Source organism: Mesorhizobium sp. P2_C5_2 (genome assembly GCF_056404535.1).
The window spans coordinates 1,053,206-1,079,091 of the sequence record NZ_JBFUDV010000001.1; the positions used below are offsets into that span (position 1 = coordinate 1,053,206).

A 25,886-nucleotide genomic window follows, 5' to 3' on the forward strand; every position below is an offset into this window, starting at 1 on the left:
TCAGTCGGCGCTGTCCCTGGCCAACTCGCGCAGCAAACCCATCGCGTCCTCCGCCCGCTCAGCGGGCACGAACAGATGGTCATGATAAAAGGCCGAGACCGGATTGACGCCCATGCCGGCGGCGGCCAGCCGGGTGGTGATGGCGGCGAGGAAGCCGACGGCTTCCAGCGACGAATGGACGTTCAGCGTGATCATGCTGCAGCGGAACGAAGCGGTCAGCTCCGCGGACCGCGCTGCGTCCTCGGTCACAATCAGCGTCACACCCTCACGCTCGCGAAAGACCATGACGGGATCGAGGCCTTCCGGCTGGCTGGTTCCAGGCGTGAGCGTGGCGAAAACGTAGACGTCCGGCAGCAAGTCCGGCGTCATCGTCGCCAGCAGTTTTTTCAGATCGGTCTCGCCGTTCATTGCTTTCCTCGCCGGATGGTAACAGGCAGAGTCCTTCAATATCCGCGGCCGGTCGATACCGATAGCCGCGCCGACGACATGGCAATGTCGCTGGCGGCTGAGCCATTCGAGGCTGCCGCATCGCACAATCGGCGAGCTGAGACCCGTGCGGTCCGTGAAAGGCCTTTCGATGATCGTTCGCCCGCGCCCGACATTCCTGCAGCTCTTCTTCGTCATGCGCGGTTCTGTGGTGCCCCGCATCCTGCCGCAGATTCTCGGCTTCGCGTTTTATTCCGCGGTCATCCTTGTGGTGGCGCGCGAGTTTCATCTCGATCTCGGCGTCTTCAACATCACGCCTTTCGGTCTGGTGGGCGTGACCTTGTCGATCTACCTCTCGTTCCGCAACAACGCCGCCTATGACCGCTGGTGGGAGGCGCGCAAGCTGTGGGGCGGGCTGGTGTTCGAAATCCGCAACCTGGCGCGCGCCACGACCAGCCTGGTCGCGGAGCGAGCCGAGCAGCGCGCCTTGCTGATGGAGGCGCTTGCCTTCTGTCATTTCCTGCGTGGGCAATTGCGCAAGATCGATAGCACCAAGGATGCCCGCGCCTTCATCGAAGCCGAGGCGGATGCAGTTGCCACCTTCTCCAACCCGGCGGACGAGATGGTCCGGCGCATGGGCCGGCGCGCTAATGCACAGCGCCTTGCCGGCGAGGTCGATCCGATCGGCTTTCGTATTCTCGATGAAAGGCTGGCATCGATCACCGCCATCCAGGCCGGTTGCGAACGGATCGCCGGCACGCCGTTGCCCTTTGCCTATACGCTGCTGGTGCACCGCACCGCCTACATAGTCTGCCTGCTCCTGCCCATCGGACTGATATCGACCACCGGTTGGGCGACGCCGCTGTTCACGGCGCTGATCGCCTACACCTTCTTCGGCCTCGACGCGCTGTCGGAAGAGCTCGAGGATCCGTTCGGCACCGAGGCCAACGATCTCGCGCTCGACGGCCTCTGCCGCGTCTGCGAGATCTCGGTGTTCGAGGCACTGGGTGAGACGCCGCCGAAAATGATTCCGGCCGAGAAGTTTTACTTTTCGTAGGCCTCGACACACGGGTGGCCGACGCCACGGTGGGTCAAAAAGAATCCGACCTTGTAGGATCGCCGCCTCATGCCGCGTCCTTGGTTCGAAGCTGGCAAACGGCTCCAACCATCAAGGAGGGAACACTATGAGTATTTCTCAAACCACGCCTGTCTCGTCGGGCGCCCTGTGGACCGGCCGCGTGCTCAGCGGCCTCATCATCCTGTTCATGATCTTCGACGGCGCCATCAAGCTGCCGCCGCTCGATGTCGTCACCCAGACCATGGTACCGCTCGGCTGGCCGGCCGATGTCAATGTCGCGCGCCTGCTCGGCATCATCGGGCTGATCTCGACGGCGCTCTATGCGCTGCCGCGCACCTCGGTGCTCGGCGCCATCCTGCTCACCGGCTATCTCGGCGGCGCCATCGCCACCAATATGCGCGTCGGCAGCCCGCTGTTCTCGCACACGCTGTTCGGCGTCTATCTCGGCATCATCCTGTGGGGCGGCCTGTATCTGCGCGACCCAAGGGTGCGCGCCCTGATCCCGTTCAGCCGCTAAGCGTTTCACCGTTTCGACGCAATTCCGGACGGAAAACCGCTTCACACTTTTCCTGGAATTGCTTTTAGGAGAAAAAAGATGTTCATCACCATCCTCATCATCCTGGTCGTCATCATCGCCGCCGTCCTTGCCTATGCCGCGACGCGGCCGAATGATTTCGTCACCGCCCGCACGGCCAGCATCAAGGCCGCGCCGGAAGTGATCTTTCCGCTGATCAACGATTTCAGGAGTTGGCCCGAGTGGTCGCCCTACGAAAAGCTCGACCCGGAGATGAAGCGCACGCTGTCCGGCACTGATGCCGGCAAGGGCGCTGCCTATGCCTGGGAAGGCAATGCCAAGGCCGGCAAGGGGCGCATGGAGATCGTCAATTCGGTGCCATCGTCGCTGGTGTCGCTGAAGCTCGACTTCGAAAAGCCGTTCAGGGCCAACAACAGCGTCGACTTCACCCTGAAGCCGGCCGGTGACACCACCAATGTTACCTGGGCGATGCGCGGCAGCCGGCCTTTCATTGCCAAGCTGATGGGCCTGTTCATGAATTTCGACACGCTTATCGGCAAGGATTTCGAGGCGGGCCTCGCCAACCTGAAGAAGGCGACCGAACGGTAAAAACGTCTGGAATTTCAACAGGCTCTGCGGCGATCGACACGAATGTGACCGGCGCGGACACCGCGATCTCCCACGTCTTCGGGATCAAATTAGCCGTCTGAGAGTTAGAACCATGACGGCGAGTACGTTGATCGGCGTGAGAGAGAGGAACGACAATGAAAAAAGCGATTATCATTCTGGTTCTGGCGACCGCGCTCGGCGCGTGCTCGCAAACCGAAAAGGGGGCCGCGGTCGGCGGCCTCGGCGGCGCGGCGGTTGGCGCAGCGGTGGCAAATGATCCGGTTCAGGGCGCCGTCATCGGCGGTGCCGTCGGCGCCGTAGCCGGCGCACTGATCGGCCATGCCAGCGAAAGCGGCCAGTGCCGTTATCGCGACCGTTATGGGCGCACCTACATCGACCGTTGCCCGCAAGGCTACTGAGCGGAAGCTGATCCAATAGCAAAACGGCGGGCACAGGCCCGCCGTTTTGTCGATGTGATGAAGCGAATGCTTACTCCGCGGTAGCGGCTTCCGCCTCGGCCGGGGCTGCTGCAGCGGCGGCAACGGCGGCGGCTGCGTCTTCCTGGGCCTTCTTCAGCAGGGCGGCGCGTTCCTGCGCCTTTTTGCCCGGCTCGGCCTTCTTCGGGTTGGAGCGGGCTTCACGCTTGAGGAGGCCGGCCTCGTCGAGGAAGCGCAGCACGCGGTCGGTCGGCTGGGCGCCATGCGACAGCCAATGCTTGACGCGGTCGGCGTCGACCTTGACGCGCTCGCCGTCCTTCGGCAGCAGCGGGTTCCACGAGCCGATCGACTCGATGAACCGGCCGTCGCGCGGCGAACGGGCGTCGGCGATGACGACGTGGTAGTAAGGACGCTTCTTCGAGCCCGCACGGGCCAGTCTGATCTTCAGTGCCATTTCATTTCTCCTAAAAGCTCTGATTTCATTGATAGGGTGTGGCTAATACTTAGCCGGCTTTGCTTGCGCCGTTGGACGCGGCGATCTGCTCGTGATGGCGGATCACTTCGCGGACGACGAAGTTGAGGAATTTTTCCGCGAAATCGGGGTCGAGATGGGCATCCTTCGCCAGCTGGCGAAGGCGGGTGATCTGCTCCTGCTCGCGCGCCGGGTCGGCTGGCGGCAGGCCATGTTCGGCCTTCAGCACGCCGACCGCCTTGGTGCAGCGGAAGCGCTCGGCCAGCATGTGGATGAGGGCAGCGTCGATGTTGTCGATCGAAGCGCGGTAGCCGGCCAGGATGGTGCGGGCGTCGGCCATGTCTTTTTCTTCGTTCATCCGCGTGTCCTCACTTCTTCTTGCCAAGGCCGGGCAGCCCGCCGCCGCCACCCAGGCCGGGAAGCCCCGGAAGTTTCATGCCGCCAGGCAGGCCCGGCAGGCCACCGCCACCGGGAAGGCCACCGGGCATGCCCTTCATGCCGCCGAGGCCGGCAGCCTGCGCCTGCTTCTGCAAGGCTTCGAGCTGCTTGGGATCCATCTTCGACAGGTCGGGCATGCCGCCGCCCATCATGCCCCCTGGGCCACCCATTCCGCCCGGCATCATGCCGCCGAGGCCCATCTTGGAGGCCAGGCCGCCCATCATGCCGCGCATCAGGCCGCCGCCTTTGCCCTTGCCGCCCATCGCCTTCATCATGTCGGCCATGCCGCGATGCATCTTGAGGAGTTTGTTGATCTCAGCCGCGTCGGTACCGGAGCCGGCGGCGATGCGCTTCTTGCGCGAATGTTTCAGCATGTCGGGGTTGGCGCGCTCGGCCTTGGTCATCGACGAGATGATGGCGAGCTGGCGGCCGAACATCTTGTCGTCGAGGCCGGCGGCGGCCATCTGGTCCTTCATCTTGCCCATGCCGGGCATCATGCCCATGATGCCGCCCATGCCGCCCATTTTCGACATCTGCTGAAGCTGGCCGGCAAGGTCGTTCAAATCGAACTTGCCCGACTGCATCTTCTTGGCCATCGCCGCCGCCTGCTCGGCGTCGATGTTCTCGGCGGCTTTTTCGACCAGCGAGACGATATCGCCCATGCCGAGAATGCGGTCGGCGATGCGCTTGGGGTGGAACTCCTCCAGCCCGTCCATCTTTTCGCCGGTGCCGATCAGCTTGATCGGCTTGCCGGTGACGGCGCGCATCGAAAGCGCTGCGCCGCCACGGCCGTCGCCGTCCATGCGGGTGAGCACCAGGCCGGTGATGCCGACGCGTTCGTCGAAGCTTTTCGCCAGATTGACGGCGTCCTGGCCGGTCAGCGAATCCGCGACCAGCAGGATCTCGTGCGGGCTCGACACCTTCTTGATGTCGGCCATCTCGACCATCAGCGGCTCGTCGATATGGGTGCGGCCGGCAGTGTCGAGGATAACGATGTCATGGCCGCCGAGCTTGGCCGCCTGCACGGCACGCCTGGCGATCTCGACCGGGTTCTGGCCAGCGATGACCGGCAGCGTCGCCACCTTGACCTGCTCGCCGAGCTGGCGGAGTTGCTCCTGCGCGGCGGGACGCCGCGTGTCGAGCGAGGCCATCAGGACCTTCTTGTTCTGGCGCTCGGTCAGCCGCTTGGCGATCTTGGCCGAGGTCGTCGTCTTGCCGGAGCCCTGCAGGCCGACCATCATGATGACGACCGGGGCCGGCGCATTGAGGTCAATGGCGACGCCTTCGGCGCCCAGCATGTCGACCAGCTCGTCATGGACGATCTTGACGACCATCTGTCCGGGCTTGATCGACTTGACGACGGCGGCGCCGACGGCTTTCTCGCGCACCTTGTCGGTGAAGGAGCGCACCACTTCCAGCGCCACGTCCGCCTCGAGCAGCGCACGGCGCACCTCGCGCAGCGCCGCCGAGACATCAGCCTCCGACAGCGCGCCGCGGCCGGTCAGGCCGTTCAGGATAGAGCCAAGGCGCTCCTGCAGCGATTCAAACATTCTGTTTCCTTTTCTCAGGCACCCGGATGGTGCCCGAGAGGTAATGCGTTCGCGCCAAGTGTCCAAACAAAAGAGCTTGTCCAAACAAAGCCCGGGCAAGCGCAAAGCCAAAAAGCACCCGGGGGCGCTCAGCGCTGCCGGGTGTTGGCCTCCAGGATCTGTTTAAAGCACCCACCTCAAAGAGGTTTTGGCGTCCTGGTCGGCTTGCTCGGAGGGATACTCGTCGCGGAATTGCGGGCTGTAGACAGGAAATCCAGCGAAGAGTCAAGACAAAGGCGGCTTACCGGGTCTCTGCGCCGATCCTGGCTCAGTTCACCGGGGCTGCATCCCGAAGGTTCGCCGTGACCTTCAGCGGCGAGCGTGGGTGCAGGAGCAGCAAGATCGTCAGCAAGGTGCAGACGATGCCGATGGCGGCGATAATGATCGCATCCGTCGTCGTCCAGTCGGGGCCTTCCAGCGGCTTGGCGTTGAACAGGGCGAAGGAATTGTAGTTCTCCTGATGCGAGATCAGCAGGAAGCCGGTGAGATTATTGCCGAGATGGGCGCCGAGGCCAGCGCCGAGATTGCCGGTGACATAGACCACCAGCGTCAACAGCAGAGCGAAGGCGGCGATCGAGGCCAGCACGCAGGCGTTGATGGCGAGGCTCGAATCCGGGCTCCAATGCAGGGAGGTGAACAGCAAAGCGGGCAGCAGCGCCCAGACGTACGGGCTCTCGAAGCGCTTGGCCAGGCCGCGCAGCAGATAGCCGCGAAACAGCATCTCCTCCGACGAGGTCTGCAGCAGCGCCAGCGCCATGATCGGGACCAGGAACAGCAGCCAGGTCGACAGGCTGATCGTGCCGCGCGCAATCTCGGGCTGCAGGCAATAGAGCAGGACTTCGGAAAGCGCCGATGTGATCAGCACCGCGATCAGGCCCTTGAAGAAGCCCGGCCAGGAGACGCGGCGGCTGGCGCCAAAGAGCGCGGTCAGCGGCTCGCCATGGACGAAACGCATGGCAAGCCACAGGCCGAGCCAGATACCGGCGAACGAGGTGAGCGCGGTGAGTATCCCGATCGGTGAGGCCAGAAAGCCCTGTAGCGGCCCGCGCGGATCGCCCGGCAATAGATGCCAGATGATGGCGAGATAGGTGCCGCCAAGTACCACCACTAAAGTGATCGCCACCCAAAACAGGACGACGATCGCCGTCCCGATTGCCAGGCGCGGCAGATTCGTCTTTTCGGTGGCCGTGTTCCGATAGCGCTCGAAGGCGGTTGTATCTGATATCACGCGAATTCCTCTGCCGAACGCACCGGGTCGCATGATCTAGGAGATTGGCGTCGTGCGCGCAATTGCCCCTCACCCTAGCGAAATCCTGCGCGAAGAGTATCTCGCGCCGCTTGGGCTGAAGCCGTACACACTTCAGGTCAGGCCGAGCTGAGAATGAGAGCGGAGCGTACTCTTCGTACGTGAACACCGGCAGCGCAGGACGCTGCTATTCGCAGGCCAGCCCACCTGAATATCAATACACCCAACTAGCGCTTGCAGGTCTGTGGCGTCGAGCCCCTCTTCATCACCAGCGCCTCGCGCCCGTCGATCACGATTGCGTCATGCGACGCCGCTTCCTGGTAGCGGCTGGACTGGTTGGCGGGTGATGCCGCAAACTCCTCGGTCGTGCCATCTGGCCTCACCACGCGCAGCGCCGTGCCGAGGTTCTGGATGGTGATCATGCCGCCATTGCCGCATCTGTAAGTCGCCGTGCCGACAGCAGACCGCGGCGCGGTAAGGTCGGTGACGATCTTGGCAGGAGGTGCGGTAGGCGCTGCCGGAGCCGAGGGCGCCACGGGCGCGGTGGACTGCTGAGCCGGAGCGGGCGCGACAGTGGGTGATACAGTATTCACCGCCTTGGGCGGGGTGGTCTGCGGCACGCAGGCTGCGGCAACCAGCAAGGGGACCGACAAAAGCGTCACCCGAAACGTCCGGCGTAACGCCATATGGTCTCCTCCTGCGCGGCAAACTAGCCGCGACGTTCCGCCAAGATCAAGCTCACCCGGCGTCAGTGCAGTTGCGTGCGTCGCCGGCCGATGGTGCGGGCAAGCATGGCCGAAAGATGACGTCGGGGTTTTCCATCCCGTCGGATATTAACCATGTTTGACGAGAGATCGCCGCTGGATGCACCTACCCTCTTAACAAAGGTTAATAAAAGGTTAATTTCCGATTCGAACGGGTCCAGAGCAGAGAGGACACCATGCTTTCGAATTCAGGAAGAGCACGCCTTGCGGCGCTTGTGCTGGCGGCAGCCAGTCTCGGCTTCGCCGCCCCGGCAATGGCCTGGTCGCGCCATCATGACCGCGTCTATGCCGATTCCTTCGGCAATCTCGTCATCGACAGCGCCGCCGGCTACAAGCGCATCATCGTCGGCGAAGGCAAACTGGCCAAGAAATTGTCCGACTACACCAGCGCCGGCCAGCCGGAAGCAGAACCGGAAGTCCTGTATGAAGATGAGGCAGACCACGTCTCCAGACGTGGCTGCTATCAGCCGCCGGTGTTCGTGAAGGGCCGCTCCTATATGTACGGCCTCTCCGACGGCGAGATGCCCAACCTCAGCCCTTGCCGCTAGACCAATCGGTATGGCCGGCCTTTGTCGCCGGCTGCCGCACGACGGTTAGCCCGGTCGAGACGCGCACGCAGTTGCGGCCTGAGCCCTTGGCCAGATAGAGCGCGTCGTCGGCGCGCCGCAAAAGGTCGGAGAAATATTCCCCCGCATGAAGCTCGGCGACGCCGAAGCTGGCGCTGCAGCGGTGGTCCGCCGGCAGGCTCTCGATCGGCAAGGCGCCGAAGGCGCTGCGCGTGCCCTCGGCAAACAGCCTTGCAGCGGCAAGGTTGGTGCCCGGCAGGATGATGGCGAACTCCTCGCCGCCGATGCGGCCGGCGACATGATGGTCGGCAGCAGCGTCGCGCAGGAAACCGGCGAAGGTCTCGATGACGCGATCGCCGGAGGCATGGCCGAAACTGTCGTTGATGCCCTTGAAATGATCGAGATCGGCAATGACCAGCGCCACCGGCACACCCTGGCGCGTGGCGTCGCGCAGCGCCAGCTTGGCATGGCGCTCGAAGCCGCCGCGGTTGAGCAGCTGTGACAGCATGTCGGTTTCCGACCTTGACGTCGCCTCGGCCAGCACATCGCTAACCAGCACGGCCAATATCAAGAGCGCCAGCGCCAGCGCGAAGACGGTGCCCAGCGACTGCGATACCAGGGCGTAGCTGCTCTGCAGATAGGACTGCGGGTTGGCGCCCCAGCCGCCCAGAGCGCCGGCAATGAACGGCTTTGAGGCGAACTGCACCGCACTGGCGGCCAGAACCGCCATCAGAGTGGTGTCCAGCCACCCACGTCTTTGCCTGGACGACCACACGATGGCCAGCCCGACAAATTGCATGGCGGCATAGGGAAGCTGGTAGGCCATCATGCGCACAAGCGATTGCCGCGGCAGGTCCTGCACGAAATAGACGGCGACGGTGGCGAAGACCAGGAAGACCAGCATCGGCGTCCAGGGCGGCGTCACACCGTATTTGCGGGCGAGCCCGCCATTGAAGGCGATGGTGGCGGCGAGGAAAACAGCAAAGGCGGCGACAACTGGGGGCCGCGCATTGGCGAAGGCCGGGATGCTGAACTCGATGACGCAATAGGCTATGCCCAGGACATAGCCGAACGCCAGCCAGCGCGCCGCCGCACGGCCGACGCCATGAACGGCGATCGTCATGAAGGCCGCGGCCAGCAAGGCTGCGACGCACATGTTGATGACCAGAATGAAGTCTGCGCTGCTCATGGCCTCTTTCGCGCTCTGGCCAACAGCAAATCACCGACGGGCGAAAAAGACGTTAACGCCGCACCTTAGCTGGCGCTTCTGGAATCCGAAATGAACACCGTTTCGGCCCGCTCATAGGACAGCCGCACGCTGTCGCGGCCGTTCTTCTTGGCCTTGTAGAGCGCCTCGTCGGCGCGCCGCATCAACGGCTCCAGTCCTTCGTCGCCGGTGCGCGCCGCGACGCCGAAGCTCGCGGTCACCCTGGTGCCCGGCGGAAGGCCGTTGACTGCGCCGGCCGAATAGTAGGTACGGATCGCTTCGGCGAAAAGCCGCGCCGAAGCCAGGTCGCTCAACGGCAACAGCACGGCGAATTCCTCGCCGCCGATGCGGCCGGCGGCACCGCGCGTGCCGGTCGCGAAGCGCAGCTTGGCTGCGAAATCGGCGATGACCTTGTCGCCGGCGGCATGGCCGTGCAGATCGTTGAGCGCCTTGAAGTGATCGAGGTCGGCCAGCACCATGGCGACCGGGAGCCTCGCCCTGGAACACTGGTCGAGCAGCATGACCGCCCTTTCCTCAAACCCGCGCCGGTTGAGAAGACCCGACAGTGGGTCGGTGTAGGTCTCGGCCTTGAGCGCCTTCATCACGTCGAGCGCGGCGGCTGAGAACAGGCACAGCGCGATCAGCAGCGACAGCAACGCATGGGTAAGCAGCGCCGTCGTCCAGTAGGACGAGCCATAGAACCCGTCATAGCTGGTGAAAGGCCCGTGCGAGATGACGACGAGCAGCGTCCGACCGATGAAGTTCAGCCCCGACAACAGCGACAGCACAAACAGGATCTTTTCGGTCGGGCCGTTGTCGCGCACGACGCGCAGCTCGGCGGCGACCAGCAGACTAAGCCCGCCAAAACCGAAATTGATGGCCAGGATGCGCCAGGTGAGGTCCGGCTGGACGAACAGGTACCAGCAGAACGCGGCTAGCCCGCCGCCGGCCAGAATGCCGATCGCGATATAGGGCACTCGCCTGCCATAGCGCGAGATGATCGCGCCGACGAGGCAGCAGGCGGCGAAGGTGAAGCAGAGGTTGGAGACCAGCTTGGTCAGCACCATACCGCCGGGCAAGGTAAAATACTGCAGCAGGAAGCCGGGCGCGGACATGCAGTAGCTAACGCCAAGCACCGCCAGATAGGGCCGGTGACGCTGATAGAACCAAAGCACGAGGAACGCCGCGCCGAGCGCCAGCGCGATCGTCGGATTGAGCAGCGCTATGAACAGACCGGTGTCCAAAGGACGGTGACTTCCCCGCTTGACGTCGGGGAAGACCTTAGAGCGCAAGCCCCAACAAGCGGTTAAGCCAGAGCGAATATGCGGGCAAAAGTTGATGAAAAAAAGGGCCCCGGACGGCGATGCGATCCGGGGCCCGGTATGAACTATGAGCTGCGTGCCGGAAACTATTTCCAGTCGCGGATGTCGACGAAATGGCCGGCGATCGCCGCCGCCGCCGCCATTGCCGGCGACACCAGATGGGTGCGGCCCTTGAAGCCTTGCCGGCCCTCGAAATTGCGGTTCGAGGTCGAGGCGCAGCGCTCATGCGGCTTCAGCCGGTCGTCGTTCATGGCCAGGCACATCGAGCAGCCCGGCTCGCGCCAGTCGAAACCGGCGGCGATGAAGATCTTGTCGAGACCCTCGGCTTCCGCCTGTTCCTTGACCAGACCGGAGCCCGGCACAATCATCGCGTCGACATGCGCACTCACGGTCTTGCCTTCGACCACCTTGGCCACCGCGCGCAGATCCTCGATGCGGCCATTGGTGCAGGAGCCGATGAAGACGCGATCGAGCGTGATGTCGGTGATCTTGGTGCCCGGTGTCAGCCCCATATAGTCGAGCGCGCGGATCTTCGAGGTGCGCTTGTTCTCGTCCGTGATCTCTTCGGGATTGGGAACGACTCCCTGCACCGAAACCACGTCCTCGGGCGAGGAACCCCAGGAGACGATCGGCGGCAGCTTGGCCGCGTCGAGCACGATCACCTTGTCGAAATGCGCGCCCTCGTCGGACTGCAGCGTCTTCCAGTATTCGAGCGCGGCGTCCCACGACGCGCCCTTCGGCGCGCGCGGCTTGTCCTTGACATAGGCGAAGGTGGTTTCGTCGGCCGCAATCAAGCCGGCGCGGGCGCCGCCCTCGATCGACATGTTGCAGATCGTCATGCGGCCTTCCATCGACAGCGCGCGGATCGCCTCGCCGGCATATTCGATGACATAGCCGGTGCCGCCGGCGGTGCCGATCTCGCCGATGATGGCCAGAATGATGTCCTTGGCGGTGACGCCTTCCGGCAACTTGCCGTCGACGCGCACCAGCATGTTCTTGGCCTTGCGCTGGATCAGCGTCTGCGTCGCCAGCACATGCTCGACTTCCGACGTACCGATGCCGTGCGCCAGCGCGCCGAAAGCGCCATGCGTGGAGGTGTGGCTATCGCCGCAAACGATGGTCATGCCCGGCAGCGTAAAGCCCTGCTCCGGCCCGATGATGTGGACGATGCCCTGGCGGATATCGTTTTCGGAATAGTACTCGACACCGAAATCCTTGGCGTTCTTGGCCAGCGCCTCGACCTGGATGCGGCTTTCCTCGTTCTTGATGCCGAACTTGCGCTCGGGCGAGGTCGAGACGTTGTGGTCGACCACGGCCAGCGTCTTTTCCGGGTGGCGGACTTTGCGGCCGCTCATGCGCAGGCCTTCGAAGGCCTGCGGGCTGGTCACTTCATGGACGAGGTGGCGGTCGATGTAGAGCAGGCAGGTGCCGTCGTCCTGGCGGTCGACGATATGGTCGTCGAATATCTTGTCGTAGAGGGTGCGCGGTGCGCTCATGTGCGTAAATCCGTCGATTTGACAAAGGGGAAGGGCAGACGCGCCGGAGGCCTTCGGCCCGGCGAAAGCGGCCTAGCTAAGTCGGCTGGTAAGCGCGCCCGAAACGCGCGCGGAGAAGCGCGACGGCAGGCGTTTTCTGTCCTGCAGCACGAAACCCTTATAGGCCGGATCGCCAAAAAGCTCTTCCATGGCGTGGCTCATACCAATGTTTTGGCTTTTCGGCAATTGGCGCGTGGCTGGGCGTGGCTTCCCCTTCTCCCCTTGTGGGGTGAGAAGCGGTTCGCGTAGCGGACGAAAAGCCAATTGCTTGGCTTTTCGAGCTTCGAACGCCCTGAGCCTGCGAAGGGCCGGGGTGGTGGCCGATCCACCCTGCCGGGTCCCCGCTGCTTCGCAGCGTCCCGGCGTTCGCCGGCCTTCCATCGTGCCACTGGCACGATGAATTCGCCTGCGGCGAACCGGCTGCTCACCCCACAAGGGGAGAAGGGGAAGGGCGTCAGCGTTCACATTACCTCGAACACAAACGTCTTCACCAGCGCGTCCGGCTCGGCGATGGCGTAGCAGCGGAACCATCGGCTTTGCTCGACCGGCCGCCACTTCCCGGATTGCTCCAACTCGTCGAACACGGCCTGAAAACCGCCGCTTTCAAAGACCTGATCGCGCACGGTGAAGATGGCGTGGCCGCCTTTTCTGGTGATGCGGACAAGTTCGTGCAGGCCGGAGGCAGGCGCATGGCTGATGGTGAAGACGCCGGTCGAGAAGAAAGCGCGGAAATGCCCGTCTGGCCAGGGCAGTGGGCCGCCGAGCATGGCCTGTTTCAGATCGCCATAGGCATTGCGGCTGCCGGCGATCTTCAGCATGTCGTCCGACAGGTCGAGGCCGGCAATGTCGTGATAGCCCAGCGCCTTCAGCGACGGGCCGGACAGGCCGGTGCCGCAGCCGGCGTCGAGCAGCGGGCCTTCGCCCGCCGGCACATGGCGCGCCACCCAGGCGGTGATCAGGAACGGCAGCAAGTAACCGAGCGAAGCGGTCTCGCTGTCATAGGTCGCCGCCCAGTCTGCATAGGCCTTGGCCAAACCCTCCGGCGTGTCGGCCGTGTAGACGGACTCCAGCGCCGCATTGGCCTTGTCGACATTCATCGCTTGCATCCTCCGGCACGATCCGGTCTCGATCGTAGCCGTGTCCGCGCCGGACTTCTATTCCTCCTGCGCCCGCCGCAGTCGCTGCTCCAGCGCGCGCAACGCCAGCGACAGGCCGACGGTCAGGATGAGATAGATATAGGCTACGATCGAATAGGTCTCGAAGAAGCGGAACGAACCGGCGGCGTAGATCTTGCCCATCTGGGTGATGTCGGCGACGCCGAGCACCGAGACCAGCGAGGAATCCTTGACCATGGCGACGAAGTCGTTGCCGAGCGGCGGCAATATGGTGCGGATCGCCTGCGGGAAGACGATCAGCCGGAAGCGCTGCGTGCGCGAAAGCCCCAGCGCCTTGGCCGCCTCGATCTGGCCCTTCTCGACCGACTGGATGCCGGCGCGAAAGACCTCGGAGATGAAGGCGGAATAGCCGATGGTTAGCGCCATGATGGCGCGCCAGAGCAGCGATACGTCGCGCACCAAAAGCTCGCCCATCAGGCCGGCGTTTTGCAGCGGCGCGGTCAGCGCGTTCCATGCCGCGACGAAGGCTGGCGCGCCTGCAAAGGCGATCCAGAACAACAGCACCAGGATCGGCACGCCGCGGATGATCTCGACATAGAAGCGGGCGATTTGCCGGAGCCAGCGCGACCCCGACAGCCCCATCAGCGCAATGCCTAGGCCGATGGCAGACGCCAGTGCAAAGGCAACCACGGTGACGAAGATGGTGATGCCGATGCCCTTGGCGACGGTGGCAAACACCTGGGCGTAGAGATCGCTGGCGGCAATATAGAGCGCGGCGATCACCGCAAGAACAATCGCGGCGGCAAGCCACCAGGGGAAGTCGGATTTTTGGGTGGAGGCGGGGGGCGTGGCCATCAGGGTGCTTCACCCTCCCCCTTGCGGGGAGGGTCGGCGAACAAGCTTTGCATCGCAAAGCTGGTGAGCCGGGGTGGGGGTGGTGACAGGGCGCCGGCGCCCCCACCCCGCTTTGCTTCGCGGATCGACCCTCCCCACAAGGGAGAGGGTAAGGCATCGGGCATCACTGCCCCATCTTGTAGTCAAGAAACCACTTCTTGTTCAGCGCTTCCAGCGTGCCGTCGGCCTTGAGCGCGGCGATCGCGGCGTTGACCGGTTTCACCAGATCCGAGCCTTTCGGGAAGATGAAGCCGAAATCCTCGGTGCCGAGCGGGCCGCCGATCAGCTTGAGCTTGCCTTCGGAGGCGTCGACATAGCCCTTGCCAGCGGTGCCGTCGGTCAGGACGACATCGACATCGCCGGACTTCAGCGCCTGCACCGAGGCGCCGAACGTCTCGAACTGCTTGATGCGCGGGTTCTGCTCATTGCCGTCGAGCACGCTGTAGACGGCGGTGTAGAAAGGCGTGGTGCCGGCCTGCGCGCCGATCAGCCCGTCCTTGAAGTCGGCGAACGTCTTGGCGTCGGTGAATCGGCTTTCATCGCCGCGCACCAGCATGAACTGCTCCGAACGCATATAGGGGTCGGAGAAATCGACCTTCTCCTTGCGGTCGTCCTTGATGGTGATGCCGGTCATGCCAATGTTGTACTGGTTGTCTGAAACCGCCTGGATCATCGCATCCCAGGAGGTGTTCTGGTACTCGACCTTGAAGTTCAGCCGCTTGGCGATCTCGTCCATCGCGTCATATTCCCAGCCGATCTGCTTGCCGGTCTTGGGATCGATGAACTGCAGCGGCGGATAGGCGTTTTCCGTCACCACCACCACCTTCTTGCCGCCGAGATCGGGCAGCGCATCGGCCGCCCATGCAGCGACGGGCGCGAGGAAACAGGCCGCGAGGGCGGCCAGCAGCAGCTTCGATTTGGTCATGACACACTCCAGGATGAGAAGCCCGCTTGCAGCCGGGCTCGCATAAAAATCCAGGCGCGACTTTAGCCGTCCGCAGGCGGCTTGCAAGCCGGTCCGGTGCTCAGCGCCCGGTGAAAGCGGATTCCAATGCCTTCAACCGGCGCGGCTTTAGAACGCCTCGCGGTCGGCATCTATTCCGTGATCCGCGACGGCTAGCTAGTCCGCTTCCAAACTCAAGGGAAACCGTCAAATGACGGATCAGGAAGTTGACGTGGCGTCACGCAACTTGGCGACAAATCCGGTCAAGGTCCGGTGCAGCGATTTCAGCTCCTCGACCTCGAGCGGCATCCCACAGGCAAGGCCTGCGGACACATCCTTGATGCGAGCGCGCAGCGCCTGGCCTTGTGCCGTCGGTTCGACCATTACGCGGCGCTCGTCGGCCGGATCCCGCCGCCGGGTGACCAGGCCGCCTGCTTCAAGCCGCTTGAGCAGCGGCGTCAGCGTCGCAGAATCCAGCCCCAGCGCCTCGCCGAGTTCGCCGACCGTGCTCGGCGCGTGCTGCCACAGCGCCAGCATCGCCAGATATTGCGGATAGGTGAGGCCGAGCGGGTCGAGCAGCGGCCGGTAGAGCTTGGTCATCAGCCCGCTTGCCGAATAGAGCGCGAAGCAGAGCTGCTGGTCGAGGCGCGGAACGGCGGTCATCCCGGCGGTGTCCGCCGGGACTTCTGGGACTCTCGTTTCGGTCTTGGTCGTCATGCTGCCTTTGCCGGAAGCGCCACAGTCGAAAGCGCCACCTCGATATTGCCTTTGATCGCATTGGAATAGGGGCAAATCTGATGCGCAGCCGATACAAGCGCTTCCGCCGCCGCCTGATCAAGGCCTTTCGTCTCCGCGGCGAGCGCGACACCGAGTTTGAAGCCTTCGCCATTGGGAAGCAGGCTGACGGTGGAGGTCACCGACGCATCGGTCAGCGGCAGCTTCTGCTTGCGCGCGACGAAGCGGATGGCGCTTTCGAAGCAGGCGGCATAGCCGACCGCGAACAGCTGCTCGGGATTGGTGGCGCCACCCTGCCCGCCGAGTTCCTTCGGCAGAGCGAGGTCGACCTTTAGCAGGCCGTCGCTGGTCTCGCCATGGCCGGCGCGGCCGCCGGTGACGCGAGCCTGTGTGGTGTAGAGTGCCATGTCAGTTCTCCAATTTGTTTGTGCACGATTATTTAGTACACAAGATAATATGCGGTCAACAGCCGCGGCCGAATTTCCCGGCCGGCAATCGTTCACAGTCTGGTGAAACGAAAAAAGGCGGCCGAAGCCGCCCTTTCAAAATCCTTGGTCGAGATCTTACTCGGCCGGGGTCGCTTCCGCGGCGGCCTTGGCTGCTGCTTCAGCTTCGTCGGCGGCCTTCTTCTCGGCGGCTTCCTTGGCGGCCGTCTCGGCTGCCAGCGCCTGGGCGGCAGCGACCTTCTCGGCCTCGATGCGGGCCTTCTCGGCGTTCAGCGCGTCGCGCTCCTCATCGTTCAGCTTGCGGGCGCGCACGCCGGTGTTTTCCGAAATACGGGCCGACTTGCCGCGACGATCGCGCAAATAATACAGCTTGGCGCGACGCACCTTGCCGCGGCGCACGATCTCGACGCCCTCGACCATCGGCGAGAAGACCGGGAAAACGCGCTCGACGCCTTCGCCATAGGAGATCTTGCGGACGGTGAAATTTTCCTGGAAGCCGGCGCCGGAGCGGGCGATGACGACGCCCTCATAGGCCTGGACGCGGGTACGGGTGCCTTCGGTCACGCGGACCTGGACGCGCACGGTGTCGCCGGGCTGGAATTCGGGAAGCTTGCGCTTGGCTTCGATCTTGGCGGCCTGTTCGGCCTCGAGCTGACGGATGATATCCATCTTGAGTATCCACTTCTTGTTCTTCCGACAGTCAGAGCGTCCGACACTCGCCTTGCAGTTCTATTGACCGCTCGGCTATGCCCTTTGTCCCCCGAGACATCTTGTCTTCAGGACATTGGGCAGGGGCGACTACACCGTCATTGTTGACGGGTCCGGTAGATTTTTCTTCCGGTTCGGGCGGGCACATACAGCTATTTCACTGGTTTGTCACGCCTTGGCCCTGTCTTTTTTGGTCGCATGCCACCACGCAATCGTCCAGTACAGGGTTGCGCCTGCCCCGCAAGCTTCCTAAGCCGGACGAAGCATTGTTGTCCGGCGCCACTCTCATGACGATTTTCGACATCTCCGTTCTCGACGCAGCCCTTCTGTTTGCGGCAGGCTTTCTGTCTGGCGCATGCAATGCGGTCGCCGGCGGCGGCACCTTCATTACCTTTGGCGCCATGTCGCTGGTCGGCGTGCCGCCGATCGTCGCCAACGCCACCTCGTCGGTGACGCAGTTTCCGGGCTACATCACCTCGACGCTCGCCTACTGGACCGACATCAAGCATTTCTGGCGCGGCGCGCTGTTGCTCTGCCTGATCTCGGCGGCCGGCGCTCTGGCCGGCGCCTTTATTCTTCTGGCGCTGTCCAACCCGTCCTTCCGTGTCATGGTGCCGTGGTTGCTGCTGGCCGCCACCGCACTGTTCGCCGCCGGACCTTGGCTGAAACCGGCGCCGAAGCCCGGGCACGAGGCTGCGGTCGGCTCGCTCGCCGGTTCGCTGGCGCAGTTTCTCACCGCCGTCTATGGCGGCTTCTTCGGGGCCGGCATGGGCGTGATGATGCTGGCGACGCTCGGCCTGACCCAGGCCGGCGACTACCACCGGCTGAATGCGCTGAAGAACATGCTGGCCGTGGTCATCGCGGCGGTGGCGATCATCGTCTTCGTCTCCGGCGGCGTCGTCGCCTGGCCGCAGGCAATCGTCATGATCCCCGGCGGCGCACTCGGCGGCTATGCCGGTGTATGGCTTGCCAAGCGCGTGCCGCAAAACGTGGTGCGCGGCTTCGTCATCGCCGTCGGCCTGTTTCTGGCGTTTTATTACTTCACCAAGGGCTGAGCGGCGAGCAGGTCAGGCCGCCGTTCCTTCGTCAGCTTCTCGGACTCCGCGCGCCGCCAGGCGGCGATCTTCTTGTGGTTGCCGGACACCAGCACGTCGGGGATCGGCCTCCCCTCGAACTCCTGCGGCCGCGTGTAATGCGGATGCTCGAGCAGACCGTTCTCAAAGCTCTCCTCTTCGCCCGATACCGCATTGCCCATGACGCCGGGCAACAGCCGCACCACGGCGTCGAGCAGCACCAGCGCCGCCGGCTCGCCGCCGGAGAGAATGAAATCGCCGATGGAGACTTCTTCCAGTCCACGCGCCTCGATCAGTCGCTGGTCGACGCCTTCGAAGCGGCCGCAGACGATGACCGCGCCCGGCCCGGCGGCAAGCTCACGCACACGCGCCTGCGTCAGCGGTTTGCCACGCGGGCTCATTAGCAGTTTTGGCCGCGGATCGCCTGCCGGCGAGGTATGGTCGATCGCCTTGGCCAGCACATCGGCGCGCATCACCATGCCGGCGCCGCCGCCGGCCGGTGTGTCGTCGACCGTGTGGTGGCGATCCTCGGCGAAGTCGCGGATCTGGACCGCTTCCAGCGACCATGTACCTGCCTCGAGCGCCCGCCCGGCCAGCGACACGCCAAGCCCGCCCGGGAACATCTCGGGATAGAGCGTCAGCACCGATGCCTCGAACGTCACCGGTTACCCCCGGCGTCCTTCGGTCCGCGCGGCCGGCCCTTTGCGTCGAAGCCTTCTTCTCGCGGCGCCTCGCCATCCTCGTCGTCGACCAACCCGGCCGCTGCCGGGTCGACGCGGACAAAGCCTTCGGCAACCGCCACCTGCGGCACGGCGGCCTGGGTGAACGGGATCAGCACGCCTTTGCGCCCGCCGAGCGTGACGTCGAGAATGTCACCGCCGCCGAAATTATGTACGGCGACCACCTTGCCGATGACCGCGTCCTTGTCGTCGCGGACCTCGAGCCCGACGAGATCGGCATGGTAGAACTCGTCCTCCTCGCCATCGTCCGGCAGCATCGAGCGATCGACAAACAGCTCGGTTCCGGCCAGCGCCTCGGCGGCGTTGCGGTCGGCAACGCCCTTGAAGCGCACCACGACGACGGTGTTGGCCGGCCTTATATCGATGATCTGGAAGGCACGGCCATCCTTGGCATAGAGCGGTCCATAATCGGCCAGCGCCAGCGGCTCGCCGGTAAAGGTCTTTACCCGCAATTCGCCCTTGATGCCGTGGGCGGCGCCTATCACGGCCATCTGGACGGGGTTTTGGGGCTTGCTCATGGCTGATGTCCTTTGCCCTGCTCTAACGCCCTCCCGGCGTCATTTCAATGATCGCCCGTGGCCATTTCAATGACAGGTTCTTCACCGCTTCCTAACCCGGCTGTCTGACAATGGCCGTATGCAGGAATTTCTCATCCCGGCAAAACCCGACCTCCAGGCGGCGCGCGAGAGCTGGCTGAAGATGCTGGCGCGCGAGCGCCGGCTGGCACCGGCGACGGTCGAGGCCTATGAGCGCGACACGCGCCAGTTCCTGCAGTTCCTGACCGGACATTGCGGCGGCTCGCCCGGCATTTCCGACATCGCCACTTTACGCCCGGCCGATCTGCGCGGCTTTCTCGCCGCGCGGCGCAACGCAGGCGCGGGCGCCCGGACGCTCGGACGTGGTCTTGCCGGCATTCGCTCGCTGCTGCGCTTCCTCGAACGGCGCGGCCTTGCCAACGCCGCCGGAGCCGCAGCCTTGCGCGCGCCGCGCCAGCCGAAATCGCTGCCCAAGCCACTGACCGCCAGCGACGCAAAACACGTCGTCTCGGTGGAAGGCCAATTGGCGGAGGAGCCCTGGATCGCCGCCCGCAATGCCGCCGTGCTGACGCTGCTCTATGGTTCGGGCCTGCGCATTTCCGAGGCGCTTGGCCTCAGCGCCGCCGATCTGGCATCGGAGGCCGACACCGTGCTGCGCGTCACCGGCAAGGGCGGCAAGACGCGGCTGGTGCCGGTGCTGCCGGTGGCGCTGCGCGCTATCGCCGAGTACCGGAAACTCTGTCCCTATTATCTCGACCCGAAGGGCCTGCTGTTTCGCGGCGCCCGTGGCGGACCGCTCAACCCGGCCATAGTCCAGCGCGACATGGCCAAGCTGCGCTCGGCGCTAAACCTGCCGGATACCGCCACGCCACATGCCTTGCGCCATTCCTTCGCCACCCATCTGCTTGGCCGCGGCGGCGACTTGCGCACCATCCAGGAGCTTCTCGGTCACGCCAGCCTGTCGACGACGCAAGTCTATACCGGCGTCGACACCGCAAGGCTGCTCGAAATCTACGAGTCCGCCCATCCAAGGGCGTGAACTCTCCAATTTCGACATGCGAGTTAACCGTTTTGCCGCTTTTCGGTCCTAGAAAGCGATCATGAAACGCGTCATCGCCATCGCCGACCGCGCGGCCCTTGTGTCGCTGAAGCTGCTCGTCGCGCTCAACGCGCTGTTTTTCCTGTCTTTCCTCATCGTGCTGCTGCTCGCCATGGGCAAGGCGCATGCCAAAGCCCCGGTCTGTGCCGGCTCCGATTTGCTGTCGGCCCTGCAGAAGGACGACCCCGCCACCTATGCCAAGATCGAGACGCAAGCGGCGGCGACGCTGAACGGCAAAGGCCTGTTGTGGAAGCTGGAGAAGGCCGGCGAAAAGCCATCCTTCCTGTTTGGCACCATGCACATGACCGACCCGCGCGTGACCGCCCTGCCGCCGGCCGCCAAGAAGGCCTATGACGCTGCCGGCACCATCATCATCGAAACCACCGACGTGCTCGACAAGCAGAAGATGATGGAGGCCATGCTCAAGGAGCCCGAGCTGATGATGTTCACCGACAGCACGACGCTGTCGTCACTGCTGTCGCCGGAGGATGCGGCGGTGGTGAACAAGGGGCTCGATGCGCGCGGCATTCCGCCGGCGAGCGTCTCCAAGATGAAGCCTTGGTTGCTGTCGGCCATGGTCGCGCTGCCGGTGTGCGAGGTCGCCCGCCAGGCAGGCGGCGCGCCGGTTCTCGACGTCAAGCTGGCTGAGGACGCCAAGGCCTTGGGCAAGCCGGTGGAAGGCTTGGAAACCGCTGCCGGACAGCTCCGCGCCATGGCTTCGCTGCCGATCGCCTTTCACATCAAGGGGCTGGTTGAAACCTTGAAGCTCGGCGACAAGATAAACGACATCAACGAGACCATGATCGTGCTCTACCAGCACGGCGACACCGGCACATTCTGGCCGCTCCTGCGTTCAATGTCCCCGGGCGAAGAGGACGACGCTGCGGGGTACGCCGCCTTCGACCAGGCCATGATCACCGACCGCAACAAGGTGATGGTCGACCATGCCCAGCCGATCCTGGCAAAGGGCAACGTCTTTATGGCGGTCGGCGCCCTGCATCTTCCCGGCCCCGAAGGCCTGGTCGAGGATTTTCGCAAAGCCGGCTATACTGTCACCGCTGTCGACTGATCTGCGCGTCTCCTTGCCTGCCGAATCACGCAAGGCTCGGGTCTGTCTGAATCCGCAGCTGATTCGCGGTCCGAAGACCGGTTGGCCCTATTTTTGGCGAAAAAGCACAGGTAAGCTCCTTTTCGCTCACTCGCGATTGATTTTGCGGGGGAAATACAGGCCACCGAACGATTGCGAATCAGAATTTTCCTGCGTTCGGCAATTTCCAGGCCTAGTATGAAACCCGTTCAACGGTTGCGCGTTGATGGGTGTTGTTTGATGCTTTTCATCCATGGAGGACACTTTTATGTCGAACCCTAACGACCCAGGCTCAGCGCCCAAATCGGGCGGTGGCAGCGGCTGGCTGATTGCGCTGGTCGTCGTCATCCTTGCGATTGTCGCGTACTATGTTTTTGGAAGAAGCGGCGAGCATCCTGCACCCGCCGAGCCGCCGGCAGCCAGCACACCGGCACCTGCGCCTGCACCGGCCGAGCCGATGAAGCCCGCCGAACCGGCTCCCGCACCAGCCCCTGCGCCTGAGCCCGCTCCGGCTCCGGCACCAGCCCCGGCTCCCGCGCCTGCTCCGGCCCCGGCGCCCGCACCGGCCAACTGATCTGGCCCCTGAATTCATGACGAACGGCCCGCTGCAAAGCGGGCCGTTTTGTTTTGGGGCGGTACGCTCTCTAGCGTGGTTGACTAGCGGTACGGCACTCACGCCTTCGTCATCCTCGGGCTTGACCCGAGGATCCATGCCGCGACACCAGCCGGGGAATGCGACGGAAGAGAATTCCTGCACCGGCGCGACGCTCTGAGGTCGCGGCATGGATCCTATGGTCTGCGCCGCGTCGCTTCGCTCCTTGCTTCGCCATAGGATGACGAACGCAGGGCTCGGCCCGCCATCTCTGGTCGGTCCGTCGCCTTTCAAATATGGATCGGCTTGAAGAAGGTCGCCAGCGCCGCTTCCTTGACCGCTTCCGACATTGTCGGATGCGCGTGGCAGGTGCGGGCGAGGTCCTCGGACGAGCCGCCGAACTCCATCAGCACCGCCGCTTCGTGGATCATCTCGCCGGCGCCGAAGCCGACAATGTGGACGCCGAGCACGCGGTCGCTGGCTTTGTCGGCAAGGATTTTCACGAAGCCATCCGTGTGCAGCATGGCGCGCGCCCGGCCATTGGCGGTGAAGGGAAATTTGCCGATCTTGTAGTCGATACCGGCCTTCTTCAGCTCCTCCTCGGTCTTGCCGACCGAAGCGATTTCCGGGCTGGTGTAGACGACGCTCGGGATGACGTCGTAGTTCACATGGCCGGCCTGGCCGGCAATGGTCTCGGCCACCGCCACGCCTTCATCCTCGGCCTTATGCGCCAGCATCGGTCCGGCGATGACGTCGCCGATGGCGTAGATGCCAGCGACGTTGGTCCTGAGGTGGCCGTCGGTCTTGACCCGGCCGCGCTCGTCGACCTCGACGCCGGCTTCCTTCAGCCCGAGACTGTCGGAATAGGCGCGGCGTCCGGTCGAGATCAGCACCGCGTCGGCCTCGATGGTTTCGGCTGCACCGCCTTTGACCGGCTCGAAGGTGACGGTGGCGCCCTTCTTGGCTTTGGCCACGCCTGTCACCTTGGCGCCGAGCTTGAACTCGAAACCCTGCTTTGAAAGCAGGCGCTGGAACTGTTTTGACACCTCGCCGTCCATGCCGCCCAGGATGGTGTCGAGGAATTCGACCACGGTGACCTTGGCGCCGAGCCGTGCCCAGACCGAGCCGAGCTCCAGCCCGATGACACCGCCTCCGACCACCACCAGATGGCCCGGCACTTTCTCCAGCGACAACGCGCCAGTCGACGACAGGATCACCTTCTCGTCGATGTCGACCTTGACGCCGGGAATGCCGGCGACGTCCGAACCAGTGGCAATAACGATGTTCTTGGTCTCGATCTCCTCGACCTTGCCGTCCTCGCCTGACACCGACACCTTGCCGGCGGCGATCACCTTGCCGGTGCCGCGGAACGAGTCGATCTTGTTCTTCTTGAACAGGAAGGCGACGCCATTGACGTTCGCCGAAACGGTCGCGTCCTTGTGCGCCATCATCTTCTTCAGATTGAGTTTCGGTGCCGGTATCTCGACGCCCAACGTATCGAAGGAATGGCCGGCCTCGGCAAACATTTCCGAGGCATAAAGCAGCGCCTTGGACGGGATGCAGCCAATGTTGAGGCAGGTGCCGCCGAAGGTGGCGTTCTTCTCGATCACCGCGACCTTCAGCCCGAGCTGCGCCGCCTTGATGGCGCAGACATAGCCGCCCGGTCCCGATCCGATGATAACGACGTCATAAGCCATGATGGTGTCCTTTTTTATCTGGCCTTCAGCGGCCGCCGCTTACATTCAGGATCGCGCCCGTCGTATAGGACGCTTCATCCGACAAAAGATAGAGAACGGCATGCGCGACTTCATCCGCCGTGCCGGCTCGTTTCATCGGTAGCATTTCCCTGATCTGCGCCACCCGGTCCGGCAGCCCGCCGGACGCGTGGATTTCGGTTTCGATGATGCCCGGGCGCACCGCATTGACCCGCACGCCTTCTTCGACCACTTCGCGGGCAAGTCCGACGGTTAAGGTATCGATCGCACCCTTGGAAGCGGCGTAGTCGACATAGAAGCCCGGCGCGCCCAGCACTGCTGCTGCCGACGAGATGTTGACGATGGCGCCACCTGTGCCGCCGCGAAGCGTCGACATGCGTCGCACGGCCTCGCGTGCGCAGAGGATGGAGCCGATGACATTGATGCGCATCATGCGCTCCAGCCGCGCCGCGCTCATCTCGTCGACGCGAGCCTTGACGTCGACGATGCCTGCATTGTTGACGAGGCCATCGATCCTGCCGAAGCGGCGGTCGACGGCTTCGAACATTCCGAGCACATCAGCCTCGACGCCGACATCGCCTTTGACGGCGAATGCCTCGACGCCTGCAGCCTCGATTTCCGCAACCAGTGCGTCGGCCGCGTTCCGGTTGGAGACGTAGTTGACCGCGATACGGTAGCCGGCTTTCGCCGCGAGACGGCAAACGGCGGCGCCGATTCCGCGGCTGCCGCCGGTGACCAGAAGCACCTTTTGCACCACGCTCATTCCTGACAGCCTTTCAAAATAAACACATCCCAGGGCAGTTTCGAAAATCCATTGGCGCCGAAGGCCGACGACATCTGCAGCGACGGGCCGAGATCGGGGAAGATCAGACTCTGCGGCGCGTCGGTACCTTCCGCCGCCAACAGCGCGATGTTGCCCTTGTCATCGGCGCTGTAGACGACGCCCTGCCAGACCGTGCAGGCGGCAAGCTCGTCACCGGTGACATCGCCGGTCGGGCATTTGTACATCAGCGATCCCTGCGGCCGCGACACACCTGATGTCCACATGACGATGCCGTCGAGCACCACGCCCTTGTCGAGCACCATCTTGAAGGAATTGGTGACGGTGACCGCATCGGTCGTCGGCCGGAAATCGATGCCGGCATCGCTCTCGGCATCGCCATAGACAGCGAGCGCCAGCGGACAGGCAGCATGGCCCTCATGACCCGCTGCTAGAACAGCCAGCCCGGCCATACATCCGATCATTGGCGAAGCGATGTTTATCATCAATTGCTCTGGTTGCTCTCGCGGCCGTCGGCGTTTTCGAGCACCTCGAAATCGGTCATCAAGACCAGCGGCTCGTCGGCCGCGTCCAGTCCCCAGAAGGAATAATAGTTCCCATCACCCCAGCCAGTGTCGAACATCGCTATATTAAGCGGATTTCCATCAACCGGATTATCCATGCGGAACCTGTCGAACGAGCATGCAACGTCAGCAAGGTAGTCGTCGAGTTCTTCAGGGTCGGACATCAGCGCCAGAATCGACTTGTCCATGAACGAGGCAACATTGTCATCGACAATAAATCCAGACTTCCAGGACGACGTGCCGACGTCGCGGACGAAGGCAGCCAACTCCCACCGAACCGGCAAGCCAGGCCCAAACCGCAACACCGCTGCGGCAACACGGCCTTGCGCCTCAAGCAACGTGACGGGATAGCATCCCGGCCTGACCTTACGGCTAAACACAGGCCGTTCCAGCCCGGTAATCAGTGGATCGCAAGCGATGATTTCGCCGGTCGGAAGCTCAAGTTCACCGATCGCGGTGACGATGATCTTCCGTTCCGCCATCTCGGCTTCGCTGAGAACGAAGACACCGAGATTGCTGTTTTCCGACGGCGGACCCCATTCAATTGATTTCTCCGGCGAAGGGGCAGCGACCGAGTCTGTTGGCCGAAAAATCCGAAGCCCGCGACCCAGCGCGAACCCGAACCGTTCCAGCCAACCGCTCACGGCGAGACCAGC

General features: G+C 63.7%; 29 protein-coding genes. 8 read left to right on the forward strand and 21 right to left on the reverse strand.

All coding sequences use genetic code 11. From position 1 onward, the window contains the following. Entirely contained in the window at positions 1 to 408 is a 408-nt protein-coding gene (locus tag AC1D1B_RS05035) for an ACT domain-containing protein (RefSeq protein WP_477329896.1), read from the reverse strand. Between the two features lie 169 nt (positions 409 to 577). Between AC1D1B_RS05035 and AC1D1B_RS05040 the strand changes: the two genes are divergently transcribed. From AC1D1B_RS05040 to AC1D1B_RS05055, 4 genes are all read left to right on the forward strand, one after another. Next, complete coding sequence (locus tag AC1D1B_RS05040; RefSeq protein WP_477329897.1) at positions 578 to 1,483, forward strand: bestrophin family protein; 906 nt, start codon at positions 578 to 580, stop codon at positions 1,481 to 1,483. Positions 1,484 to 1,610: 127 nt separating this feature from the next. Next, positions 1,611 to 2,021, forward strand: coding sequence for a DoxX family protein (locus AC1D1B_RS05045; RefSeq protein WP_477329899.1), 411 nt, complete (start codon positions 1,611 to 1,613; stop codon positions 2,019 to 2,021). 78 nt (positions 2,022 to 2,099) lie between these two features. After that, the gene (locus AC1D1B_RS05050) at positions 2,100 to 2,627 is read left to right on the forward strand and encodes an SRPBCC family protein (RefSeq protein ID WP_477329901.1); all 528 of its coding nucleotides are present in this window, start codon (positions 2,100 to 2,102) and stop codon (positions 2,625 to 2,627) included. Between the two features lie 155 nt (positions 2,628 to 2,782). Then, entirely contained in the window at positions 2,783 to 3,046 is a 264-nt protein-coding gene (locus AC1D1B_RS05055) for a YMGG-like glycine zipper-containing protein (protein WP_477329903.1), read from the forward strand. A gap of 70 nt (positions 3,047 to 3,116) precedes the next feature. Here AC1D1B_RS05055 and rpsP read toward each other — a convergent pair whose 3' ends face one another. The 5 genes from rpsP to AC1D1B_RS05080 form a co-directional block, all read right to left on the reverse strand. Next, positions 3,117 to 3,518 (reverse strand): 30S ribosomal protein S16, encoded by a 402-nt coding sequence (gene rpsP, locus AC1D1B_RS05060; protein WP_112560130.1) that lies wholly within the window; start codon positions 3,516 to 3,518, stop codon positions 3,117 to 3,119. A 49-nt stretch (positions 3,519 to 3,567) separates the two neighbouring features. Then, positions 3,568 to 3,894: a chorismate mutase gene (locus tag AC1D1B_RS05065; RefSeq protein WP_112393828.1), complete on the reverse strand. Its 327-nt coding sequence runs from the start codon at positions 3,892 to 3,894 to the stop codon at positions 3,568 to 3,570. 10 nt (positions 3,895 to 3,904) lie between these two features. Continuing rightward, entirely contained in the window at positions 3,905 to 5,524 is a 1,620-nt protein-coding gene (ffh, locus tag AC1D1B_RS05070) for a signal recognition particle protein (RefSeq protein ID WP_477329905.1), read from the reverse strand. Between the two features lie 307 nt (positions 5,525 to 5,831). Further along, a complete protein-coding gene (locus AC1D1B_RS05075; protein WP_477329907.1) occupies positions 5,832 to 6,791 on the reverse strand; it encodes a lysostaphin resistance A-like protein in 960 nt (319 codons plus the stop codon). A 245-nt stretch (positions 6,792 to 7,036) separates the two neighbouring features. Next, the gene (locus AC1D1B_RS05080) at positions 7,037 to 7,495 is read right to left on the reverse strand and encodes a hypothetical protein (protein ID WP_477329909.1); all 459 of its coding nucleotides are present in this window, start codon (positions 7,493 to 7,495) and stop codon (positions 7,037 to 7,039) included. Between the two features lie 254 nt (positions 7,496 to 7,749). Between AC1D1B_RS05080 and AC1D1B_RS05085 the strand changes: the two genes are divergently transcribed. Then, entirely contained in the window at positions 7,750 to 8,121 is a 372-nt protein-coding gene (locus tag AC1D1B_RS05085) for a hypothetical protein (RefSeq protein ID WP_477329911.1), read from the forward strand. On the opposite strand, the gene AC1D1B_RS05090 is transcribed toward AC1D1B_RS05085, so the two are convergent. The 9 genes from AC1D1B_RS05090 to rplS form a co-directional block, all read right to left on the reverse strand. Then, positions 8,105 to 9,328 (reverse strand): GGDEF domain-containing protein, encoded by a 1,224-nt coding sequence (locus tag AC1D1B_RS05090; protein ID WP_477329913.1) that lies wholly within the window; start codon positions 9,326 to 9,328, stop codon positions 8,105 to 8,107. The two genes, AC1D1B_RS05085 and AC1D1B_RS05090, sit on opposite strands and share 17 nt — an antisense overlap. A gap of 65 nt (positions 9,329 to 9,393) precedes the next feature. Further along, positions 9,394 to 10,590, reverse strand: a complete 1,197-nt coding sequence (locus AC1D1B_RS05095; protein ID WP_477329915.1) for a GGDEF domain-containing protein — start codon at positions 10,588 to 10,590, stop codon at positions 9,394 to 9,396. A 164-nt stretch (positions 10,591 to 10,754) separates the two neighbouring features. Further along, positions 10,755 to 12,164: a 3-isopropylmalate dehydratase large subunit gene (leuC, locus tag AC1D1B_RS05100; RefSeq protein WP_477329917.1), complete on the reverse strand. Its 1,410-nt coding sequence runs from the start codon at positions 12,162 to 12,164 to the stop codon at positions 10,755 to 10,757. Positions 12,165 to 12,664: 500 nt separating this feature from the next. Continuing rightward, on the reverse strand, positions 12,665 to 13,300 hold the full coding sequence (locus AC1D1B_RS05105) for a class I SAM-dependent DNA methyltransferase (RefSeq protein WP_477329919.1): 636 nt from the start codon (positions 13,298 to 13,300) through the stop codon (positions 12,665 to 12,667). A 57-nt stretch (positions 13,301 to 13,357) separates the two neighbouring features. Then, on the reverse strand, positions 13,358 to 14,173 hold the full coding sequence (locus AC1D1B_RS05110; protein ID WP_477329921.1) for an amino acid ABC transporter permease: 816 nt from the start codon (positions 14,171 to 14,173) through the stop codon (positions 13,358 to 13,360). Positions 14,174 to 14,336: 163 nt separating this feature from the next. Then, complete coding sequence (locus AC1D1B_RS05115) at positions 14,337 to 15,137, reverse strand: transporter substrate-binding domain-containing protein (RefSeq protein WP_477329923.1); 801 nt, start codon at positions 15,135 to 15,137, stop codon at positions 14,337 to 14,339. A 237-nt stretch (positions 15,138 to 15,374) separates the two neighbouring features. Then, complete coding sequence (locus tag AC1D1B_RS05120) at positions 15,375 to 15,872, reverse strand: MarR family winged helix-turn-helix transcriptional regulator (protein WP_477329925.1); 498 nt, start codon at positions 15,870 to 15,872, stop codon at positions 15,375 to 15,377. After that, entirely contained in the window at positions 15,869 to 16,297 is a 429-nt protein-coding gene (locus tag AC1D1B_RS05125; RefSeq protein ID WP_477329927.1) for an organic hydroperoxide resistance protein, read from the reverse strand. The genes AC1D1B_RS05120 and AC1D1B_RS05125 overlap by 4 nt, the downstream gene beginning before the upstream one ends. Positions 16,298 to 16,453: 156 nt before the next feature. Next, positions 16,454 to 17,005, reverse strand: a complete 552-nt coding sequence (gene rplS / locus AC1D1B_RS05130) for a 50S ribosomal protein L19 (RefSeq protein ID WP_142867183.1) — start codon at positions 17,003 to 17,005, stop codon at positions 16,454 to 16,456. A gap of 341 nt (positions 17,006 to 17,346) precedes the next feature. Here rplS and AC1D1B_RS05135 point away from each other — a divergent pair, with 341 nt between their 5' ends. Further along, positions 17,347 to 18,099, forward strand: coding sequence for a sulfite exporter TauE/SafE family protein (locus AC1D1B_RS05135; protein WP_477330547.1), 753 nt, complete (start codon positions 17,347 to 17,349; stop codon positions 18,097 to 18,099). Here AC1D1B_RS05135 and trmD read toward each other — a convergent pair. Both trmD and rimM read right to left on the reverse strand, forming a co-directional pair. Then, positions 18,081 to 18,779, reverse strand: a complete 699-nt coding sequence (gene trmD / locus AC1D1B_RS05140) for a tRNA (guanosine(37)-N1)-methyltransferase TrmD (protein WP_477329929.1) — start codon at positions 18,777 to 18,779, stop codon at positions 18,081 to 18,083. The genes AC1D1B_RS05135 and trmD overlap by 19 nt on opposite strands. Then, entirely contained in the window at positions 18,776 to 19,375 is a 600-nt protein-coding gene (gene rimM / locus AC1D1B_RS05145) for a ribosome maturation factor RimM (RefSeq protein ID WP_477329932.1), read from the reverse strand. Before rimM ends, trmD begins: the two co-directional genes overlap by 4 nt. Before the next feature lie 118 nt (positions 19,376 to 19,493). On the opposite strand from rimM, the gene AC1D1B_RS05150 reads away from it, so the two are divergent. Continuing rightward, on the forward strand, positions 19,494 to 20,432 hold the full coding sequence (locus tag AC1D1B_RS05150; RefSeq protein ID WP_477329934.1) for a tyrosine recombinase XerC: 939 nt from the start codon (positions 19,494 to 19,496) through the stop codon (positions 20,430 to 20,432). Between the two features lie 61 nt (positions 20,433 to 20,493). Beyond that, positions 20,494 to 21,561: a TraB/GumN family protein gene (locus AC1D1B_RS05155; RefSeq protein WP_477329936.1), complete on the forward strand. Its 1,068-nt coding sequence runs from the start codon at positions 20,494 to 20,496 to the stop codon at positions 21,559 to 21,561. A gap of 900 nt (positions 21,562 to 22,461) precedes the next feature. Here AC1D1B_RS05155 and lpdA read toward each other — a convergent pair. From lpdA to AC1D1B_RS05175, 4 genes are read right to left on the reverse strand one after another with little or no spacing between them, the layout of a single operon-like run. Beyond that, positions 22,462 to 23,868 carry a dihydrolipoyl dehydrogenase gene (gene lpdA, locus AC1D1B_RS05160; protein ID WP_477329938.1) on the reverse strand — a complete coding sequence of 469 codons (1,407 nt, stop codon included), beginning with the start codon at positions 23,866 to 23,868 and terminating at the stop codon, positions 22,462 to 22,464. 25 nt (positions 23,869 to 23,893) lie between these two features. Continuing rightward, entirely contained in the window at positions 23,894 to 24,649 is a 756-nt protein-coding gene (locus AC1D1B_RS05165; protein ID WP_477329940.1) for an SDR family oxidoreductase, read from the reverse strand. Further along, positions 24,646 to 25,152 (reverse strand): hypothetical protein, encoded by a 507-nt coding sequence (locus tag AC1D1B_RS05170; RefSeq protein ID WP_477329942.1) that lies wholly within the window; start codon positions 25,150 to 25,152, stop codon positions 24,646 to 24,648. Before AC1D1B_RS05170 ends, AC1D1B_RS05165 begins: the two co-directional genes overlap by 4 nt. After that, positions 25,152 to 25,874: a DUF4241 domain-containing protein gene (locus AC1D1B_RS05175; protein ID WP_477329944.1), complete on the reverse strand. Its 723-nt coding sequence runs from the start codon at positions 25,872 to 25,874 to the stop codon at positions 25,152 to 25,154. Before AC1D1B_RS05175 ends, AC1D1B_RS05170 begins: the two co-directional genes overlap by 1 nt. Between the last annotated feature and the right edge of the window lie 12 nt (positions 25,875 to 25,886).

Bases quoted from the DNA above. Each gene is read 5' to 3' on its own strand.
- AC1D1B_RS05035 (WP_477329896.1), bottom strand. From the start codon at position 408: ATGAACGGCGAGACCGATCTGAAAAAACTGCTGGCGACGATGACGCCG.
- AC1D1B_RS05040 (WP_477329897.1), top strand. From the start codon at position 578: ATGATCGTTCGCCCGCGCCCGACATTCCTGCAGCTCTTCTTCGTCATG.
- AC1D1B_RS05045 (WP_477329899.1), top strand. From the start codon at position 1,611: ATGAGTATTTCTCAAACCACGCCTGTCTCGTCGGGCGCCCTGTGGACC.
- AC1D1B_RS05050 (WP_477329901.1), top strand. From the start codon at position 2,100: ATGTTCATCACCATCCTCATCATCCTGGTCGTCATCATCGCCGCCGTC.
- AC1D1B_RS05055 (WP_477329903.1), top strand. From the start codon at position 2,783: ATGAAAAAAGCGATTATCATTCTGGTTCTGGCGACCGCGCTCGGCGCG.
- rpsP (WP_112560130.1), bottom strand. From the start codon at position 3,518: ATGGCACTGAAGATCAGACTGGCCCGTGCGGGCTCGAAGAAGCGTCCT.
- AC1D1B_RS05065 (WP_112393828.1), bottom strand. From the start codon at position 3,894: ATGAACGAAGAAAAAGACATGGCCGACGCCCGCACCATCCTGGCCGGC.
- ffh (WP_477329905.1), bottom strand. From the start codon at position 5,524: ATGTTTGAATCGCTGCAGGAGCGCCTTGGCTCTATCCTGAACGGCCTG.
- AC1D1B_RS05080 (WP_477329909.1), bottom strand. From the start codon at position 7,495: ATGGCGTTACGCCGGACGTTTCGGGTGACGCTTTTGTCGGTCCCCTTG.
- AC1D1B_RS05085 (WP_477329911.1), top strand. From the start codon at position 7,750: ATGCTTTCGAATTCAGGAAGAGCACGCCTTGCGGCGCTTGTGCTGGCG.
- AC1D1B_RS05090 (WP_477329913.1), bottom strand. From the start codon at position 9,328: ATGAGCAGCGCAGACTTCATTCTGGTCATCAACATGTGCGTCGCAGCC.
- leuC (WP_477329917.1), bottom strand. From the start codon at position 12,164: ATGAGCGCACCGCGCACCCTCTACGACAAGATATTCGACGACCATATC.
- AC1D1B_RS05105 (WP_477329919.1), bottom strand. From the start codon at position 13,300: ATGAATGTCGACAAGGCCAATGCGGCGCTGGAGTCCGTCTACACGGCC.
- AC1D1B_RS05110 (WP_477329921.1), bottom strand. From the start codon at position 14,173: ATGGCCACGCCCCCCGCCTCCACCCAAAAATCCGACTTCCCCTGGTGG.
- AC1D1B_RS05115 (WP_477329923.1), bottom strand. From the start codon at position 15,137: ATGACCAAATCGAAGCTGCTGCTGGCCGCCCTCGCGGCCTGTTTCCTC.
- AC1D1B_RS05120 (WP_477329925.1), bottom strand. From the start codon at position 15,872: ATGACGACCAAGACCGAAACGAGAGTCCCAGAAGTCCCGGCGGACACC.
- AC1D1B_RS05125 (WP_477329927.1), bottom strand. From the start codon at position 16,297: ATGGCACTCTACACCACACAGGCTCGCGTCACCGGCGGCCGCGCCGGC.
- rplS (WP_142867183.1), bottom strand. From the start codon at position 17,005: ATGGATATCATCCGTCAGCTCGAGGCCGAACAGGCCGCCAAGATCGAA.
- rimM (WP_477329932.1), bottom strand. From the start codon at position 19,375: ATGAGCAAGCCCCAAAACCCCGTCCAGATGGCCGTGATAGGCGCCGCC.
- AC1D1B_RS05150 (WP_477329934.1), top strand. From the start codon at position 19,494: ATGCAGGAATTTCTCATCCCGGCAAAACCCGACCTCCAGGCGGCGCGC.
- AC1D1B_RS05155 (WP_477329936.1), top strand. From the start codon at position 20,494: ATGAAACGCGTCATCGCCATCGCCGACCGCGCGGCCCTTGTGTCGCTG.
- lpdA (WP_477329938.1), bottom strand. From the start codon at position 23,868: ATGGCTTATGACGTCGTTATCATCGGATCGGGACCGGGCGGCTATGTC.
- AC1D1B_RS05165 (WP_477329940.1), bottom strand. From the start codon at position 24,649: ATGAGCGTGGTGCAAAAGGTGCTTCTGGTCACCGGCGGCAGCCGCGGA.
- AC1D1B_RS05170 (WP_477329942.1), bottom strand. From the start codon at position 25,152: ATGATAAACATCGCTTCGCCAATGATCGGATGTATGGCCGGGCTGGCT.